Here is a 17,704-nt window from a genome sequence, read left to right on the forward strand (position 1 = left end):
AATGAGTTTGAAGAAGACGATTGCCAGGCTGCTGGTTGCGTTGATGGCCTCGCTGCCGGTGTCTTACGCGTCGGCGGTAGACCAGTTGAAGATCGGCTACGTCAATACCCAGCGTCTTTTTCGTGACGCACCGGCAGCCGTGAGAGCCGCGAAGAAGATCGAGCAGGAGTTCTCCAAGCGGGACCAGGACCTGCAGCGTCTGGCCAAGCAGGTTCAGGGTTTGCAGGAGTCTCTCGAGAAGGGCGGTTTGACGATGGCTGAATCGGAGCGCCGTGCCAAGGAGAAGGATCTCGGTGAGTTGTCGAGGGAGTTTCAGCGCAAGCAGCGGGAGTTCCGCGAAGACCTGAATCTGCGCCAGAACGAAGAGAATGCAGCGATCATCGAAAAGGCCAACAAGGCGATCAAGCAACTGGCCGAAAGCGAGAAGTTCGACCTGATCGTTCAGGATGTCGTTTGGGTCAGTCCGAAGCTCGACATTACCGACAAGGTCATCAAAGCCCTGTCCGAACCCCAGGCCGCGAAGTAAACGCGGCCGTCTGCCAGATTGCTGGGGTGGATGTGTCACGAGGTCTGCGGCTAGGCGATATCGTCGCCCGTCTCGGTGGGGTGCTGCACGGCGACGGAACGGTGCTCGTATCGCAGGTCGGTTCGCTGCTGTCCGCGGGGGCAGGACAGATCGCGTTTCTCGCCAACCCGAAATACCGCGACCAACTGCAACGCACGCAGGCCACCGCGGTGATCGTGCCGCCGCCTTTCGCGACGGAAACGTCACTGCCGCGCATCGTTGACCGGAATCCCTACGCCTATTACGCGCGCGTCGTGGGCCTGCTGAATCCGCCTGCGCAAGGTCGACCCGGGATTCATCCGGGAGCGGTGGTTCGCTCCGCAGTACCGTCATCGGCGAGTGTCGGCGAAAACGTCGTGGTCGGCGAAGGCGTGTGTCTTGGCGAGAACGTCATCCTGCACCCTGGCTGCGTGATTGGCGACGGTGTGACGATCGGTGACGATTCCGTGTTGTACGCGAATGTGGTGGTTTACCAGGGCTGCGTGATCGGCAAGCGCGCCATCATCCATTCCGGCGCGGTGGTCGGTGCCGACGGTTTTGGCTTTGCCAAGGACGGTGAGCGCTGGGTCAAGATCCCGCAGATCGGTCGCGTGCTGATTGGTGACGACGTCGAGATCGGCGCCAATACCTCGATCGACCGGGGTGCGCTCGACGACACGATCATCGGTGACGGCGTCAAGCTCGACAATCAGATTCAGGTGGCGCACAACGTCAGCATTGGCGAGCACAGCGCGATGGCGGGCTGCGTCGGCATTGCCGGCAGTACCCACATCGGTCGCCGCTGTACCGTAGGTGGTGCGGGCATGATCAGCGGCCACCTCGAACTGGCCGACGACGTGCATATTTCCGGTGGAACACTGGTGGGCAAGAGCCTGCGCCAGCCAGGGCAATATACCGCGCTGTTTCCACTCGAACCACACCAGGAATGGTTGCGCAATGCGGCCCAGGTGAAGCGGCTGGCGAAGCTTGCCGAACGCGTTGCCGAGCTGGAGAAGAAACTCGAAATGATGGGGAAGACGTCTTGAACGCAATGGATATCCACGAGATCATCGAGCAGTTGCCGCACCGCTACCCCTTCCTGCTGGTTGACCGGGTGCTTGAGTGTGAGCCGGGCCAGGCCATCCATGCCTACAAGAACGTGACCATCAACGAACCGTTTTTTACCGGCCATTTTCCGCATCACCCGGTGATGCCGGGGGTGCTGATCCTCGAAGCGCTGGCACAGGCCGCGGGCATCCTCTCGTTCAAGACGCTGGGTGCCAAGCCTGACAGTTCCTCCCTCTTCTACTTCGTGGGAATAGACGGCGCGCGTTTCAAGAAAACCGTTACCGCGGGTGACCAACTGCACCTGCACGTCAGCATCCTGCGCCAGATGCGCAACATCTGGAAATTCAAGGCCGAGGCACGCGTCGACGGCGAGATCGTCGCCGAAGCCGAGCTGATGTGTGCCAAGAGTTCGATCGTCAAGGCGCCGGGGTGATGGCGGCATTGATTCATCAAACGGCAATCGTCCATGCGGGTGCGCAACTTGGCGAAAACGTTGCTGTTGGTCCTTATACGATCATCGGCGAGCACGTGGAGATTGGCGACAACACGATCGTCGGCCCGCATGTGGTGATCTCCGGACGGACACGCATCGGCTGTGAAAACCGCATTTTCCAGTTCTGCTCCCTGGGCGAAGTGCCGCAGGACAAGAAGTATGCCGGCGAGCCGACGTGCCTTGAAATCGGCGATCGCAACACGATCCGGGAGTTCTGCTCGTTCAACCTGGGTACGGCGCTCGATGCCGGGGTTACTCGCGTTGGCGACGACAACTGGATCATGGCCTACGTGCACATCGCGCATGATTGCCAGGTGGGCAACCGTACCGTGTTTGCCAACAATGCGCAGTTGGCTGGCCACGTGCATATCGATGACTGGGCCATCCTCGGCGGCTACACCGGCGTCCACCAGTTCTGCCGGGTCGGCGCGCACACCATGACTGCCGTCGGCACGGTGGTCCTGCAGGATATTCCACCCTTCGTGATGGCTGCCGGCAATACCGCCAGTCCATTCGGAATCAATGCCGAAGGGCTCAAGCGCCGGGGTTTTTCAGCGGAAGCGCTGCTGGCCCTGAAGCGTGCCTACCGGACGCTGTACAAGTCTGGGCTGATGCTCGACGAGGCGCGCGCCAAACTGGCGCAGGAAGTGGTTGCGCATCCCGAAATACAGCCACTGATCGATTTCCTCGCGGTGTCGAAACGCGGCATCATTCGATGACCGCAGCGGGGTTCCGGATCGCCATGGTGGCTGGTGAGGCATCGGGCGATCTGCTCGCCAGTCAGTTGATCCAGGCGCTCCGCGCAAGGTTGCCGAACGCCGTTTTTTATGGCGTGGGTGGTCCGAAGATGCTGGGCATGGGCTTCGAGGCCTGGCATCCACTCGAGAAACTGGCGGTTCGCGGCTACGTCGAGGTGCTCCGACACTATCGTGAAATTGCCGCCATTCGCAGGGATCTCAAACGCCGCTTTCTGGCCGATCCGCCCGATGTCTTCATCGGTGTGGATGCGCCGGATTTCAATCTGGCGCTCGAAAAGGCTCTCAAGCAGCGCGGGATTCCCAGCATCCATTACGTCAGTCCATCGATCTGGGCCTGGCGGGGACAGCGGATCCACAAGATAGGTGCTGCTGTTTCGCGGGTGCTGGCGCTCTTTCCATTCGAACCGGCGCTGTACGAGCAGCAAGGCATACCCGTGAGCTATGTCGGCCATCCCTTGGCCGACATGCTGCCGCTTGAAGACGGCCGCGACGGCGCGCGCGTACTGCTTGATCTCTCGTTGCTTGCACCGGTGTTTGCTCTCCTGCCGGGGAGTCGGCAGTCCGAACTGCAGTACATGGCGGATACCTTCATCGAAACCGCGCGCAGGATTCACCGGGAGATCCCGGAGGCGGTTTTTCTCGTACCGCTGGCCACACGCGAAACACGGGAGTTGTTCGAGAGCGCGCTGCATCGCTGCGCCGCGCAGGATCTTCCGATTCGCCTGCTGTTTGGTCATGCCCACCAGGCGATGATGGCTGCCGATGTCGTCCTGGTTGCCAGCGGTACCGCCACCCTTGAGGCGGCGCTGCTGAAGAGGCCGATGGCCATTGTCTACAAGATGGCACCGCTTTCGTACCGCATGATGCGTCGCATGGGTTATCTGCCCTACGTTGGTTTGCCCAACGTGCTGGCCGGCAAGTTCGTGGTTCCCGAGTTCATTCAGGATGACGCCACGCCCGAGAACCTCACGCAGGCGATGCTCAACCTGTACGCCGACAAGCCGGTATGCGAACGCATCAAGGCGGGTTTTCTGGCGCTGCATCTGCAACTGCGCCAGAATGCTGCCGATAAGGCGGCGGCAGCGGTGGTCGCTTGCCTGCACTCGGGACGGCATCATGCTGCCCTTGCTGCAGCCTGAAGGATTACTCTGCGGTGTTGACGAGGCTGGTCGGGGTCCGCTGGCTGGGCCGGTGGTTGCGGCGGCGGTGATCCTCGACCCGGCACGCCCGATCGTCGGCCTGAATGATTCGAAAAAACTCTCGGCCGGACGGCGGGTGGTGCTGGCCGACGAGATTCGCCTGCGGGCGCTGGCCTGGGCGGTGGCGGAGGCCAGCGTCGAGGAGATCGACCGGATCAACATCCTGCAGGCCAGCCTGCTGGCCATGCAGCGTGCCGTGGCGGCGCTCGTCGCCGGGCACGGAGTCATTCCCGAGCGCGTGCAGGTCGATGGCAATCGTTGCCCGATGCTGCTGTACCCCGTCGAGGCGGTCGTCGGTGGCGACGGGAAGATTGCAGCCATAGCGGCGGCGTCGATTCTCGCCAAGACGGTGCGCGACGCCGGCATGCGTGAACTGCACCTCGCTTATCCGCAGTATGGTTTTGATCGCCATATGGGTTATCCGACAGCGCAGCATCTTCGGGCGTTGGTCGAACATGGCGCCAGCCCGCACCACCGTCGCAGCTACGGACCGGTTGCCCGCTTGAGCCAGCGATGAAGCGGATTGCTTCGCGCGAGAATCCGCACTACAAGATGCTGAAGAAACTCTGCCAGAGTAGTCGTGAGCGGCGTCGGAGTGCCTGCGTGCTGCTCGATGGCATGCATTTGATCGAGGCCTACGGACGTCAGCGCGGGATGCCCGAGGAAATCGTCGTCAGCGACAGTGGCGCCGGCCGTCCGGAAGCCGCCTGCTACTTGGCGAACTGCGGTGCCGGTACGCGCGTGACCTGTCTCCCGGATGCCCTGTTCGACGATCTGGCGGTGGTCGACACGCCCAGCGGCATCATGGCCATCGTGGCCTGGCCGCAGCCCGCACGCGGCCTCGACCATGACGCGGACACGGTATTGCTCGATGGTGTCCAGGATCCCGGCAATGTCGGTTCGATTTTGCGCAGTACTGCGGCGGCGGGTTTTCGCCAGGTCTTGCTGTCCGCCGATTGCGCGCAGGCGTGGTCGCCGAAGACCCTGCGCGCGGCCATGGGGGCGCATTTTCAGGTCGAGATCCACGAGGGCGGCGACCTGGCAGGCTTTCTTGCAGCTTTTCACGGGCAGGCTGTGGGCACAGCGCTGGCGGCGCCTGTCAGCCTTTATACGACCAAGCTCGATCGACCACTGGCGTGGGTCTTCGGAAGCGAAGGGCTGGGCGTGCGGCCAGCAGTACTGGCCGCGACGCAGCGGCAAGTGCACATCCCGATGCCGGGCGCGATGGAATCGCTCAATGTCGCCGTGGCCGCTGCGATCTGCCTTTTCGAGACCGTCCGGCGTCGCCAGGATGGCTGAACCCCTGCGGTCAAAGACCTGCTCCCGGTCGGGGAGAGCACCGCTTGAACAGGTGGTCAGCGAAGCGATAGCGGGCTATCATGCGCCGGTGTCCGGCACCGCGGACTAGCCGGCAAGCTGGCTCAATGCCCGTCCACCAGGCCGGGCGGAGCCGTTTTCCTGACCCCATGGCAATGACTGGAGATCGCATGCGTCCGATAGTGAATCTGCTCTTTGCGCTGTTTTTCGTCCTGATCGGGCCGGACCGGGCGGTGGCTGCCGAACCCGATCCGTACGCGCCCGATCGCCAGGCGCTGATCAAGCTGTTCCGCGAGATCGAAGCCAGCATCAATGCCCAGGATGTCAACCGCATGCTGGCGCAGATGCATCCGCAGGCGACGGTCACCTGGCTCAACGGCGAGGTGTCGCGCGGGCACGCCGAGATCAAGGCGTATTATGATCGCATGCTCAGGGGTGAGCGGCGCACCCTCGACCGTTATCTGACCACCGCCAAACTCGGAGCGTCGGCACACTTCTTCGGCAATGGCGAGGTTGCGGTCGCCGACGGGACGATGGAGGACGAATTCTTTCCGGTGGCCAGGGGGCCTTTCCGCCTGAGTTCGAACTGGACTTCGACCTCGGCGAAGATCGACGGGAAATGGCAAGTGGTCTCGATGCACCTGTCGTCGAACGTGTTTACCAACTCGCTGATTGCCGAAGCCAAGGCAGCCATCTGGTACGCTGCCGCCGGCGCTGGATTTGCCGGTCTGCTGTTGGGTGGCCTGCTCGGCAGACTGTGGCGGCGTCGTTAGCCTTATGCAGTTGGCCGTGTCTGCTCAGGTGGCCCAGCCCCAACGCAGCAGGTAGTAGTAGACCGGAGCCGAGAGGCAGAGTGAGTCGAGCCGGTCGAGCATGCCGCCGTGGCCGGGAATCAGCGTTCCCCAGTCCTTGATGCCGCGGCGACGCTTGATCGCCGACATGGCCAGGCCGCCGATGAAGCCGAGCAGCGTGATCAGCAGTGCGATCAGCATCGCTTCCCGCGGTGTAAACGGCGTCAGCGATGCCAGTCCTGCGCCCAGCGCGCTGGCACTCAGGATGCCGCCGACGGTTCCTTCGACGGTTTTTGACGGTGACAGCCTCGGCGCAATCAGGTGGCGACCGATGAGCTTTCCCCACAGATACTGGAAGACGTCACTCGACTGGACGACCAGCAGCAGGAACACCAGCAGGTAGGCATTGCTGTAGGCTGGACCGGGGAGGTGCAGGGTGAGAAGTGCCGGAACGTGCGAGACCGCGAACACGCAGATCAGGAGCCCGGCCCGCAGGCTGCGTGTATGGCTCATGAAGGTATCCGGACGACCAGACAGCAAGCCGAGCAGCGGCAGCACCAGCAGCACGCAGGCTGGAATGAAGAGGCTGTAGAGCAGGGGGTTGCCGTTCCAGATCAGCAGGTACTGCAGCGGCAGGACCAGAGCGAAGCTGCCGCGCAAGACCCATGCCGGCGTTCCGGTCGCGGCCTCACGGGGAACGAATTCGCGCAACGCTGCCAGCGACGCCAGGGCAAACAGCAGCGTCACCCCGGCGCGTCCGGCGAGTAGCGCCAGCCCGACCAGAATGGCAATCGCCCACCAGGCATTGATCCGGTGATTGAGATTGTCGATGGCTGCGTGCGCGCCGTGTCTGGCCAGCGTGTACTTCAGCACCTGCCCGATCACTGAGGCGACGATCAGCACCGCGGCGATAGCAGCGATCAGCCGCCAGGCCTCGTCCTGCAGCATCGGGAAGTGATGACTCGTCATCGGTCTGCTACGTTGCAGATCGCTGGCACGATCTGCAGGGTGGCGACAGCGCCGAGTACCCCGCCGTGAAAGAGGCGAAAGCGCTTTGCGCCGTTTCGGCGGTCAGCGGATGGAGCCTCATCGCTCAGGCCGCGGACTTGCTGCCGGTTTCGCGTACTGCAGTTGCCACCGCCTGAGGAGGTCGATCTGCGCGCTGCCGAGGACCACCGCCGGGCGTGACTTTTGTACTTGTGCGACCGCAGCTTCCGGCGACTTCGCCATCCCGGTGCGCAGTAGCCATGCGGCCACCACCAGCGCACTGCGCGCGAAGCCCAGCGCGCAGCACACCAGTACCAGACCCGCCGGGCGTGCTTCCTCGATCGCGGCTACGGCCATTTCGACTTGTGCCAGGCGCGGCTCGACCAGGTCGAGCATCGGTACCAGCGTATGGCGGGTACCTGGCGTTGAACACGGCAGCTCTGCACAGAGATCGACGACCGCCAGCACCCGCAGGCGTTGCAGTTCGGTTAACGTTGGCAGCCGCCCAAGCAGAATGCCCGGCAGCACAGGATCGGCAGTAGCCAGCCTGCGCGTCCACCAGCGCGAATTCAGCCAGGCGCCGAGCAGATAGGGCCCGAGCAGACAGCGCACGGCCAGCGGCATCGAACCGTCATCGCGCTTCCCGAAGGATTCGCCGTCGAGCACCAGATAGACGAGCGCCACCAGTGCCAGCGAGCCACATGGCCAGAGCAGCCACCACCAGACGCCGCCGGTGCTCACGGCAAGGCAACCGATGACGACGGCCGCGCTGGCGTAGCCCATCGCCAGCCGTCGCCGCGTCTTGTCGCGGGTCAGCGACGCTCGCCGCAGCAGTGGGCGGGTGTCGGTCGGAAACAGCCAGACAACGAAGCAGCCCAGCCACAGGCCGGTCGGGATGTCGAAGAAGTGGTGTTGCCAGGTGGTCAATACCGAGACGCCGATCAGCAAGGCCATGGCATGGACCAGCGTGTGCCAGGCGCGCGGAACGGCGCGCAGATACGGTTCCAGGAGCACGACAAGCAGCGCGATGTGCAGCGACGGTGCCTGGTTGTAGGGTTGGTCGAAACTCATCAGGACAGCGAACGGCCAGCCAAAGGGGCCAGCCACTTCGCCCCGTTCGAAGGTGCAACGCAAGGGGAAAAGCAGGAAGCAACTCACTGCCAGCAGTTGCGTGAACAGCAGGCGGCAGGCGTGCGTGTCGAGCTGTCGTCGGGTCGTGCACAACAGTAGCGAGACGCCGTAGAGCACGTCGATCAGCCAGTAGGGAATGATCGTCCATGGCAGCAACGGAATATGGCGTTCCCAGGCGAAGACGATGAAGCCGACATCCGGGCGCTGGCTGCTGATCCAGGTTGCGAAGCCGTAACTGGCGAAGAAGAACGGGCCAAGGAGCAGCAGCCAGGCGATTGCCCTTCGCCATGGACGGGCCTCCTCGGCAACACCGGCGACAGAGACTCCCTTGCCGCGCAAGCTCAGATCCGGCGGGATACCGACACGGTAAACATTCCCCAGTCGTCGATCCATTGTGCGATCTTCGAAAAACCTGCGGTGCGCACGAGTTCGTCGAGTTCGGCCTGTGTGCGGCGCCGCATCACCCAGGCCTGCTGACCGCGATGGCTGGTGAGCGTACGAGCGATCAGCTCGATCTGTGGGTGCCAGGGTTGGCCGGTGTAGATCAGATAGCCTCCGACCTCTACGGCCCGCGCCAGACCGCGCAGCGAGCATGCGACGAGGTCGTTGTCGGAGAACAGCTCATAGAGGCCTGAAACGACGACCAGATTGGGCCTCGGTGTCTGACTCGCCAGAGCGGCTTCGTCGAAAGCGTCGCCGGTTTCGAAGCGCGCGATGTCCGTGAGTTGCCTCGCCGCGATCAGTGCGCGGCCGAGCCCGACATTCAATTCGCTGAAGTCGCGCAGCACGATCGACTGTGGGCGCTCGGGCAGTTGGGCCACGGCGTCCAGCACGTAGCGTCCAGGTCCCGCGGCGATATCGGCCAGACGCAACGGCTGCCCGCTCTCCCTGAGTTCGCGTGCGGCGGAGGCAATTGCGCGCAGCAGGTGCAGGCGGCGTACCCGGACACCGCGCCAGCCAATCGAATTCAGGTAGCCACGATCGATGAGTTTGCCGATCAGCAGTGCACCACACGCCCGGTTGCGATACACGTAGTCGAGGCTGCTGCCGGAGTCGAAGCCTGTCGTCAACCCGATGCTGATGCCTTCCGAGAGCCGGCCGAGGGTACGCATTGCCAGGCGGGTCAGCGCAAAGTTCAGCCGGCGCAGCGACAAGGCCGGCAGCGCTTTCCCGAGACCCAGTTCCTCGTCACGCGTGTAGCCGCTGTGATGCGCCTGCAGCAGCGAGTCGGCCGCCGGCGGCACACGGAAAAGGCGCTCGATGAAAGCGCGAATCTTGTCAATCGCCAGCTTGCGGTCGCGTTCGCCCAGCGTGTCGTGGAGGAACCCGGCAAGCAGGTGGCGCTCCTTCAGCGGCGAGCCCAGGCGTTCAAAAAACGATTCCTGCGGTGCCCGCTGCACCACCCAGTCATTTTCCGAGATCAACAGTTGAAGCGGCAGGCGAATGGCCTGTGCATCAGCGACGATCCTGTCCGCAGCTTCACCGAGGCCCAGCAGGACGCGCGCCGAGATGGCTCTGGTGACCAGGGGGTCGTTGTCATAAGACTGGATTCGCTCGGTATCCTGAGTCAGGAAGCGGGCTTTGACGTATGAGGTAATGAAGAAATTGCCGAACAGCCGCTGCAGCAAAGCCAGCCCTGGCCGCGCGAAGGGGACGTAGAGTTTTACCTGGAAGGCCGGCGCCGCCAGCACCAGGCCGCGGATCTGCGGTGCGTAGTCGTGTGCCCAGGTCGCGGCCAGCACGGCACCGACGCTCTGGCCGATAACCACGATGTTGTCCGGAGTGATGTTATAGGTGGTACAGACATGGTGGACGAAGCTGTCGACGTCCCTGACCAGGGCCGCAAAGCTTGGGCTGTCACCGCGAGCACCCGGAGAGTGTCCGTGGCCGCGCGCATCCCAGGCGAACATCGCGAAATCGCACAATCCCAGTTCATCAACGACATGCTGTAGCCGTCCGGAATGCTCGTGGCCGCGGTGGAACAGCACGACAGCCCGCGCAGCGGTCATGTTTTCCATTGCCGGCCAGTAGCGGTAGAACAGCACCGTGCCGTCGTGAGTCGTGAATTGCTGTTCATGCGCTGTACGCATCTCGGTTTTCTCCGGGTTACTCGGCATTGACGTTGCGATCTTCGGCAAGGCCGCGCCTGACTCGGTTGGCGATGGTCCATATCAGCAACAGGGCGGTGACCGAGAGCACCCAGTTCAGCCACGGACCGGGAGCGATACCGACGCCAAGCAGGAGGCCAAGCACGCCAAAAACGAATGCCCGATCGCTCTTGCCCATCGGGCCGTCGTTATGCCTGCGGGTTGCCGCACCAACACCCAGTACGCCAGCCATTTCCGACAGATTCGACAATACGATGACCAGCATCGTCAACACTCCTCCGGTCCCGGGCACAAAGGCAACAGGCAGGTACAGTGCGGCATCGGACAGCAGATCGCAGAGTTCGTTGAGATAGGCGCCGATTGCCGAACGCTGCCCGAATTCCCGTGCCAGCAGCCCATCCATCGCATTCATCGCCATGCGCAGCAAGAGCCAGGCGGGCAGCAGCAGGAACCACTGCCGCTGTTCCGATTCGGCGGCAATCACCAGCCCGGATCCGACCATGACGGAACCTGCGCAGGCAGCGATCGTCACCTGATTGGCGGTTACCCCGATTGCATGCAGAGCTCGCACCGAAGGGCGGAGCAGGGCCTGAAAACGAGGCTTCAGGGTGTATAGACTCATTGACGAAGGCCAGGCAAAGTGGCGAATGATAGCACTCGCCCCCGCGCAAGGTGGCGCACCGTCCTGAAGCGACAGGATGCGCCGATTCGTCGAGCAAGGGCCGTCCGACTGCGGGGCAGGACGGTGGGCGGTAACCAGCGGGAAGTGATTCCGGGATCTGCGGGCGGCTGGCCGCCTGCCGGTCATGGCCGTGCGTCACGTTTGGTATTGGCTTGGCCTTCTGCTAGAATCCGTCCTCTTCCGGAGAGATGGATGAGTGGTTTAAGTCGCACGCCTGGAAAGCGTGTGTGGGATAACATCCCACCGCGGGTTCGAATCCCGCTCTCTCCGCCAGTTATAGCCTGGAAGCCCTGTTAAATCAGGGCTTTTGTATTTATGCAGATGGGAATCCCACTTGCTGCCCCATCAATTCCGATGCGCTTGCATGGTACGTGGTGACACAAAGGCGCGCAGTTGCGCTGTAACCAAGTCGGCTTGATCGGTGAACGCGATTTGGAAATGAGCCACGAGCCATGACACGTAAGACGAAAAGCGAAGGCCCGCAGTTCGTTCGATACTTCGGGCCGCTACTGGATGCGCTCCGTGCACTTGGCGGCTCAGGTACTCCGGATGAGGTTGTCGAGCGAATTGCTTGCGACCTTGCCCTTCCCGATGAGCTTCAAAACGAAGTTCTCCCGTCTGACCAGTCACGTTATCGAAATCAGGTTGCATGGGCGAGGTATTACCTTGTACGCATGGGTCTTTTGGACTCATCAAAGCGAGGGGTTTGGACTCTCACCGAAAAAGGTCGCGCCACTTCCCTTTCATTAGACCAGGCGCGCGAAATTGCTAACCAAGTCCGCATTTACCAAAAGCAACAGCGGGCAAAGACCGACGCGCCTGAATCAGTGGTGGAGCAAGTTGTTGAGGACGCTAGGACCTCGCCCGAAACATACCGCGGCGAAGTCTTCGACTTGCTCTTGAAATTGCCATCCGGGGGCTTTGAACGTCTGTCTCAGCGCCTTCTACGAGAGGCTGGTTTCATTCAAGTCGTCGTCACCGGCAGGAGCGGTGATGGTGGAATCGATGGGCATGGCACCCTGCAAATAAATCCGCTGGTTTCCTTCAAGGTGGTCTTCCAGTGTAAGCGCTATGCGAAATCCGTTTCCCCCTCGCATGTCCGCGATTTTCGCGGTGCAATGACAGGTCGTGCCGATAAAGGGATCATCATCACAACTGGAACCTTTACCGCCGAGGCGCGCCGCGAAGCGTCCAGGGATGGCGCACCGCCAATCGACCTTATCGATGGAGATAAACTTGTCGATATGCTGGAGAACCTCGAACTTGGCCTCAAACCGGTTACCAGCTATGAAATCGACAGGGAGTTCTTTGCCGAGTTCAATAGCTAAGAGGCAGCTTTCGATTGGTTGCGCTGTAACTTCCCCCTGGCGATCTGACGGGCGTCGTCCGCAACAGCAGCAGCGCCACGCGCACGCGCGCGCACAACGCTTGATTTTGTGTATTAGCGTTATCGTGGATCTTCCCGATCGGTTTCCAGTTTATGTGAAAGAACCCAGTCTCCAAGCGCACGGGTACCTGACCGCGAGCGGTCATGGAGAGTGGTGGTCGTGAATCAGGCGGCTGCGGGGATGAAGCCGAAGCGAGTCAGCGCCTTGATCCAGCGAGAAGCGTTGCGCTGCACCGATAGCTGCTCATAGTTGGTGGCGGAGTCCCGGTAATAGTCGCCACGCTTGAGCATGAAGAAGATGGTGCGCAACATCTTGTGAGCCAAAACGACGATGGCGCGTTTGTGACCACGACGAACGATCAACGACTGGAACTTGGCCTGGAACGCCGATTTTGTGCGGCTGGCGGCGTGAGCGAACTCACAGAGGAGTCGGCGGACGTAGGGATTGCCCTTGCGGACGCGTCCCGATTTGCGCTTCCCGGCCGACTCGTTGTTGCCCGGACAGAGGCCAACCCAGGAGGCTAGGCGGTCCGAGGTGCCGAAGACGCTCATGTCGCTGCCGATCTCGACGAGCAGCATGGCGGCGCCGATGAGATCGACGCCAGGTAAGGTTTGCAGCAGGGCGAGCGCATTGTGCTCGCTCGCCAATTCGGCGAGCAGGCGGGCGTCGAAACGGGCGATGCGCGCTTCGAGTTCCTCGATATGCCGCAATAGTTCGTCAAGAACGAACACGTGACTCGCGGTCAATTCGCCCTGCAGGGCATCGTGCAATTCCTCGCGGCTGGCTTTGAGACGTCGACTGGCGCGTTGAAGAACCTCATGCGGAGCCTGCCCCCGGAGAATCCCCTTGATCATCGCGCGTGCCGACTGACCATGGATATCGCTGACCACCACGCCCAGACGGATGCCGGCATCGGTCAGCACTTTGTGCATGCGGTTCTTCTCGGACGAGAGCAGCCCGACGAGCTTCTGCCGTTGCCGGGCGATCAGACGCAGTTCGCGCAGTTGGGCCGGCGGCACGAAAGACCCTCGGAGCAGACCGGCTCGCGCCAGGGTGGCCAGCCACTGGGCATCTCCGACATTTGTCTTGCGTCCCGGCACCTGCTTGACATGACGGGCATTGACCACCGTCGCCCGGATACCGACCGCCTCCAGCGCCGCATACGGACTCTTCCAGTAGATGCCCGTGCTTTCCATGACGACTTCGTCCGGATCAAGCGCCGCCGCCCAGACCGCCAGCTCCCGCCGGTCCCGTTTGAACGCGCCAAATTGCCGCTGCTCGAGTCGTGTCTCGCCGCCCGATTCCTCGATGATCGCGCACGCCGTGACCTGGGCCTGATGAATATCCAGCCCAATGACCCGCTTGTGGATCGGAACCAGTTCCATACCGTCTCCTTTCGCCATAAACTTGAACGCGGGAGGCGCCGGGTGCCAGAACCGAAATTGCCTGAAGGCGACAGGTCGCCAACGGCCCTTTTAATGTGTGCGCTCGATGGCAGCAATCCGGGGTACGAGTCGGTTCAGCGGGTCACGTTAGCTTGCGGGGTCGAGCCGCCAAAATGTTGCGCGACCTCTACCCGCCGCTTCCCAACCCGCATCTTCTTTCATCATCCGGGGCGGCGGCAACTGCAATGACCGTTAGCGTGTGCGCCGGAGTCGGCCGGATGTCCGGCGCATGACGGCTTAGGTGATCTCCAGAAAGTAATGACTGTACCACGCGTCATCGCGTGACGGTCAGCCCCAGCCCGAAACGATCAGGGGTGCCGGCGTCTCTGCCGCGCCCCGATCCCCGGGATTTGCTCCGGTTGTGGGGTTTCGCTCCTCAGCCCAACCTATGGCTACGGCATGGAGGCGAGCGTTGCGTACGACGATCGGCGTGGAAAACGAAAAACGGGCAGGCTGGAGACTGACCAAGCGCATTGCCAAACATGGGTCGAAGGCAGGAAGTGCGTTTTGGGAATGTACTGCGTTACCGAAGTGCCGTGGTGTCAGGGAAATCGAGTAGCAGGTGCTTCCGGGACAACGGGCAGGCACCCACATCATTACCCAAGTGCCAACCAAGTCAGTGTCTGTTGCCTGGAAGGCTCAAGCGACCGCAGACAACGCCATCTTGATGCGCTTCAACCCGCTGCCCACCGTTTCCGCCAGTTTCACGACCTCGGGATCGTCAGGCACATTCTCGGCCGTCCATTCGCAGAACGAAGCCGTGAGCGCAGCCCGCTCGACAGAGAGCCTTGAACTTCAGCAAGCCAGACTCGATGCTGGGAATCAGGGCTGCGGCGTCTCGCAGACGGTTGATCTCCGAGGTTGATGGATGAATTTTCTGCGACATGCGCTCATTCTAGCGGGGACCGAGCCCGCCGGGTTCAAGTCACTTCGTCGAGCACGCCAACTCGCCGAACCGCCCACTGCGGACCCGCATGGTGGGAGATGTGGCGGCAGGGGGAGACAAACCTCCGGCTACCCGATTAGGCGGCCTTCCCTTGGCCGCGCTCACTGGCTGGCTTGAAGCATGGCGGTCATGCGTTGATGAATGAGATTGATCGCCTTGAGCGGACGAAGCATTACCTTGAACTCAACGATGCGCCCCGCTTCGTTCCACTTGATAATGTCGACACCGTTAACCAAGACACCGTCGATCTCGGTCTCGAATTCAAGCATGGCGTCGGTGTTTCCGACGATCTCGCGCACGTAGCGGAAAGTTGGGTTGAAGAACACCTGAAAGGCCGCAGCCAAGTACATTGCCGTGGCCTTCTTGCCCCGCTGCGGCGTGTGCATTACTGGTGAAACAAACACTGCGTCTGCATCGAGCAGCACATCAAGCCCGCGTGGGTTGCGTTCTTGAACCAGCCGATGCCAGACTTCTATGGGGTGTTCTGTCACGCCAGCCTCCTCCGTATTGATTTGCCTGCCTGGAGGCGCAAGGCCTCCTGAGCGTCAAGTCCCTGCCGTTTGAGGCCCAGGGGCTACACGGCTCAAGACACTTCGTCGAGCGCGCCAACTCGCTGAACCGCCCAGTGCGAACGGCCGGGTGGGCGGTGTGGGAGCCGGCGGCGAAAGACCTTCGGCTGCTCTGTTGGGCGTCACCTGGGACTCACTCTACTTGTTCTGAGATGCGGCCTTGCCCGGCTCCTGCGGAGGGTTCCTTTGCTCCGAACTGCCCACGATTGCCATATGCCGCCTGAGGAGACTCTGTCCGACTGTCGCAAGGTAGGTGCGTGCGTCTGCACCATCATTCTCCAGGAACTCATAGCCAGTCCGTTCAAGCTCGGCGGCCGCGATTCGATTTGCCTGCCACTTACGCTGAAAGTCACCGCCCGAGGAGATGGTAATCAGCAGCGCAGCGGTGACAGAGAGCAAGGCAGCCAAGTCTTTCTTCGCGCCCTCGTTCTTGATGAAGGTTTCTAGCTTGAGGATAAGCGCGGCCAAGGCGCTGAAAACTGCCGCAGTGAATGTAAAGCCCCAGTAGACACCGCTCCATCTTGACGCGTTCGATCTAGTCTCGAGGTAGTTGTCCCAGATCGCGCGAGCCACGAGCGCCTGCTCGGAGTTCTTGCCTTCGACGACCGGCCGGAGAGCGTCACCAAGAGCTTCACCTCGCGGCCATGTGTTGCGTTCTTCGAGGAACCACCAGGTACTGGCTGTCACGACCGCGAGCACGAGAATGCAGGCCAGCACGCGAAGTCCCACCGAAGAACTACTCATTCTCTCAATCATCACTTCCCTCTCGACGCCCAAGGATTAGCGTTTATCTGCCGCGCAGAAAGCGTCGGGTCCAATCGCTGGCCTATCTGCGGCACCGAAATCACTCTGGCCTTGCCAACCGAGCGGAAATCCACCCCGCAAGTTCCGCCAAGAGATCTGCGTCACTGTACGCTTTGGAATGACCGAGAAAGCCATGCTCCGACTCGATATCAAGGAATTCGATATGGTTGCTGGTCACCGGTGTTACCGTGAAGGCCAAGCGGACGAACAGGCTGTCGACTAGCTTGTCGAAGCCGATGCCCATCGGTAGTACCCGAAACAACAGGTTCACGAACACCGCTGCAGAGAATAGCCCGACGAGCAGCGCTACCATGTACATACCCGTTGAGATCGGGTAGTCCAACAGGAATCGTACCAGAACACGAACGAAGTGTGTCAGCGTAGGGTCGATGGTTGGCACCGTAAAGAGGGACGGCAGTATGCCAAAGGCCTGCAGTCCGTAGATCACCACGAATGACAAAATTAAACCGATAAAGCTCAGTGCGAGATAGGGCATGTTGGCTAGCGCATCAAGTAGGCCGAAAGATGAAATGACCTCGTCACCCGCTGTCCATGCGCATAACACAGGTACATCGGGGTTTTGCGGCAGGATGATGTCCTGCGAGATTCCAGCGCGGCGCGTCGCAGCCCAAGACGCCACCCGGTCTTCAAGCTTACGGCTATACATCAGCCCAGGTTCGATGACGAAGAAGATTAGCAGGATCAAAACGGCCGCAAACCCGAGACCAAGACCGATCTGGGCCAACAGGCCCAGATGCTGCAGGTTAGGGTCTGTACTCAGAGGGGCCAGCACATAGAAGACTGCGTAGGCCATGAAAAGCAACACGAAGTAGGCCGCCATCCATGCAAAGATCTCAAGCATAAATTGCTTGGTGTTGCGCTTGAGGGCGCATATGAACGGCGAGTTCAGGCAAGCAATGCCGCCAATATGTTGACGCAGGGTAGCGTCTGCCATCGCGTACAGGGCGACATTGCCGCCATGGCTGTGCGCTACGAGGAAATGGCGGGCTAGTGGATTAGCGGCTATCGAATCGGCCAGTTGAGCACGCAGTTTCTGCGCTGCTTCTCGCCGTGCGCGGTGGGTGTTGGCTCCCGACCACTCCAGAGTTTCAAACGCGATCCGGTCACCCAGTTGGCCGGCGAGTGCTTTGCGCAGTGGCGAGTCTGGTAGCGTCCACGGTGCGTGCGGTGCCCAGGTGCCGTGGATCAGTGTCAAGACGATATCTGTCATACCAGGCCACGATCCTCATATTTCATCTGGCATTCATCACACTTTGGCGTTGTGGCTACGTTGAGCATTGCCGGTGCTGCCCATCCTCGTGGTGCTGTTGAGTGGTTCCTACTGGGGGTCTCGGCAGCAGGAAGGGAAGCACTAACGAGCCGTCCAAGCCGGCGTCGCCAGCTGTGGGTGGTGCGGGACAACCCCATTCAGAATACATCGTACTGCCTTCTTCCTACAAAGATCATAGGCGAC

Annotated in this window: 17 protein-coding genes and 1 tRNA gene; 10 read left to right on the plus strand and 8 right to left on the minus strand. The window is 61.5% G+C overall.

Annotation, left to right across the window (positions count from 1 at the left end):
• The first annotated feature begins 1 nt into the window (after position 1).
• The 8 genes from AC15MQ_RS12785 to AC15MQ_RS12820 all read left to right on the plus strand — a co-directional run bounded on the left by AC15MQ_RS12785 (position 2) and on the right by AC15MQ_RS12820 (position 6,152).
• Entirely contained in the window at positions 2-526 is a 525-nt protein-coding gene (locus tag AC15MQ_RS12785) for an OmpH/Skp family outer membrane protein (protein ID WP_434735591.1), read from the plus strand.
• A 32-nt stretch (positions 527-558) separates the two neighbouring features.
• Positions 559-1,590: a UDP-3-O-(3-hydroxymyristoyl)glucosamine N-acyltransferase gene (gene lpxD / locus AC15MQ_RS12790; protein ID WP_287654337.1), complete on the plus strand. Its 1,032-nt coding sequence runs from the start codon at positions 559-561 to the stop codon at positions 1,588-1,590.
• 5 nt (positions 1,591-1,595) lie between these two features.
• Positions 1,596-2,045: a 3-hydroxyacyl-ACP dehydratase FabZ gene (fabZ, locus tag AC15MQ_RS12795; RefSeq protein WP_324571895.1), complete on the plus strand. Its 450-nt coding sequence runs from the start codon at positions 1,596-1,598 to the stop codon at positions 2,043-2,045.
• Positions 2,045-2,824 carry an acyl-ACP--UDP-N-acetylglucosamine O-acyltransferase gene (lpxA, locus tag AC15MQ_RS12800; RefSeq protein WP_287654288.1) on the plus strand — a complete coding sequence of 260 codons (780 nt, stop codon included), beginning with the start codon at positions 2,045-2,047 and terminating at the stop codon, positions 2,822-2,824. The genes fabZ and lpxA overlap by 1 nt, the downstream gene beginning before the upstream one ends.
• Complete coding sequence (lpxB, locus tag AC15MQ_RS12805) at positions 2,821-4,002, plus strand: lipid-A-disaccharide synthase (protein WP_483080315.1); 1,182 nt, start codon at positions 2,821-2,823, stop codon at positions 4,000-4,002. The genes lpxA and lpxB overlap by 4 nt, the downstream gene beginning before the upstream one ends.
• A complete protein-coding gene (gene rnhB, locus AC15MQ_RS12810; RefSeq protein ID WP_287666110.1) occupies positions 3,980-4,579 on the plus strand; it encodes a ribonuclease HII in 600 nt (199 codons plus the stop codon). Before lpxB ends, rnhB begins: the two co-directional genes overlap by 23 nt.
• Positions 4,576-5,361 carry a TrmH family RNA methyltransferase gene (locus AC15MQ_RS12815; protein ID WP_483080316.1) on the plus strand — a complete coding sequence of 262 codons (786 nt, stop codon included), beginning with the start codon at positions 4,576-4,578 and terminating at the stop codon, positions 5,359-5,361. Before rnhB ends, AC15MQ_RS12815 begins: the two co-directional genes overlap by 4 nt.
• A gap of 188 nt (positions 5,362-5,549) precedes the next feature.
• Positions 5,550-6,152, plus strand: coding sequence for a nuclear transport factor 2 family protein (locus AC15MQ_RS12820; protein ID WP_332337006.1), 603 nt, complete (start codon positions 5,550-5,552; stop codon positions 6,150-6,152).
• Positions 6,153-6,176: 24 nt separating this feature from the next.
• On the opposite strand, the gene AC15MQ_RS12825 is transcribed toward AC15MQ_RS12820, so the two are convergent.
• From AC15MQ_RS12825 to AC15MQ_RS12840, 4 genes are all read right to left on the minus strand, one after another.
• On the minus strand, positions 6,177-7,139 hold the full coding sequence (locus AC15MQ_RS12825; protein WP_483080317.1) for a phosphatidate cytidylyltransferase: 963 nt from the start codon (positions 7,137-7,139) through the stop codon (positions 6,177-6,179).
• Positions 7,140-7,256: 117 nt separating this feature from the next.
• Positions 7,257-8,681 (minus strand): phosphatase PAP2/dual specificity phosphatase family protein, encoded by a 1,425-nt coding sequence (locus AC15MQ_RS12830; protein WP_483080318.1) that lies wholly within the window; start codon positions 8,679-8,681, stop codon positions 7,257-7,259.
• The gene (locus AC15MQ_RS12835; protein WP_483080319.1) at positions 8,630-10,378 is read right to left on the minus strand and encodes a bifunctional alpha/beta hydrolase/class I SAM-dependent methyltransferase; all 1,749 of its coding nucleotides are present in this window, start codon (positions 10,376-10,378) and stop codon (positions 8,630-8,632) included. Before AC15MQ_RS12835 ends, AC15MQ_RS12830 begins: the two co-directional genes overlap by 52 nt.
• Before the next feature lie 16 nt (positions 10,379-10,394).
• A complete protein-coding gene (locus AC15MQ_RS12840; RefSeq protein ID WP_483080320.1) occupies positions 10,395-11,018 on the minus strand; it encodes a CDP-alcohol phosphatidyltransferase family protein in 624 nt (207 codons plus the stop codon).
• 242 nt (positions 11,019-11,260) lie between these two features.
• On the opposite strand from AC15MQ_RS12840, the gene AC15MQ_RS12845 reads away from it, so the two are divergent.
• Both AC15MQ_RS12845 and AC15MQ_RS12850 read left to right on the plus strand, forming a co-directional pair.
• Positions 11,261-11,351 (plus strand) — tRNA-Ser (locus AC15MQ_RS12845).
• Between the two features lie 179 nt (positions 11,352-11,530).
• A complete protein-coding gene (locus tag AC15MQ_RS12850) occupies positions 11,531-12,406 on the plus strand; it encodes a restriction endonuclease (RefSeq protein WP_332337002.1) in 876 nt (291 codons plus the stop codon).
• Between the two features lie 224 nt (positions 12,407-12,630).
• Here the strand turns inward: AC15MQ_RS12850 and AC15MQ_RS12855 are convergent, their stop codons facing one another.
• The 4 genes from AC15MQ_RS12855 to AC15MQ_RS12870 form a co-directional block, all read right to left on the minus strand.
• Positions 12,631-13,851 carry an IS110 family RNA-guided transposase gene (locus AC15MQ_RS12855; protein ID WP_483080321.1) on the minus strand — a complete coding sequence of 407 codons (1,221 nt, stop codon included), beginning with the start codon at positions 13,849-13,851 and terminating at the stop codon, positions 12,631-12,633.
• Positions 13,852-14,958: 1,107 nt separating this feature from the next.
• Positions 14,959-15,348, minus strand: a complete 390-nt coding sequence (locus tag AC15MQ_RS12860; protein WP_483080322.1) for a nuclear transport factor 2 family protein — start codon at positions 15,346-15,348, stop codon at positions 14,959-14,961.
• 216 nt (positions 15,349-15,564) lie between these two features.
• Entirely contained in the window at positions 15,565-16,170 is a 606-nt protein-coding gene (locus AC15MQ_RS12865) for a hypothetical protein (RefSeq protein WP_483080323.1), read from the minus strand.
• A 100-nt stretch (positions 16,171-16,270) separates the two neighbouring features.
• Positions 16,271-17,461 carry an esterase/lipase family protein gene (locus AC15MQ_RS12870; protein ID WP_483080324.1) on the minus strand — a complete coding sequence of 397 codons (1,191 nt, stop codon included), beginning with the start codon at positions 17,459-17,461 and terminating at the stop codon, positions 16,271-16,273.
• Positions 17,462-17,704 lie beyond the last annotated feature (243 nt).

Source organism: Candidatus Accumulibacter propinquus (assembly GCF_056856495.1).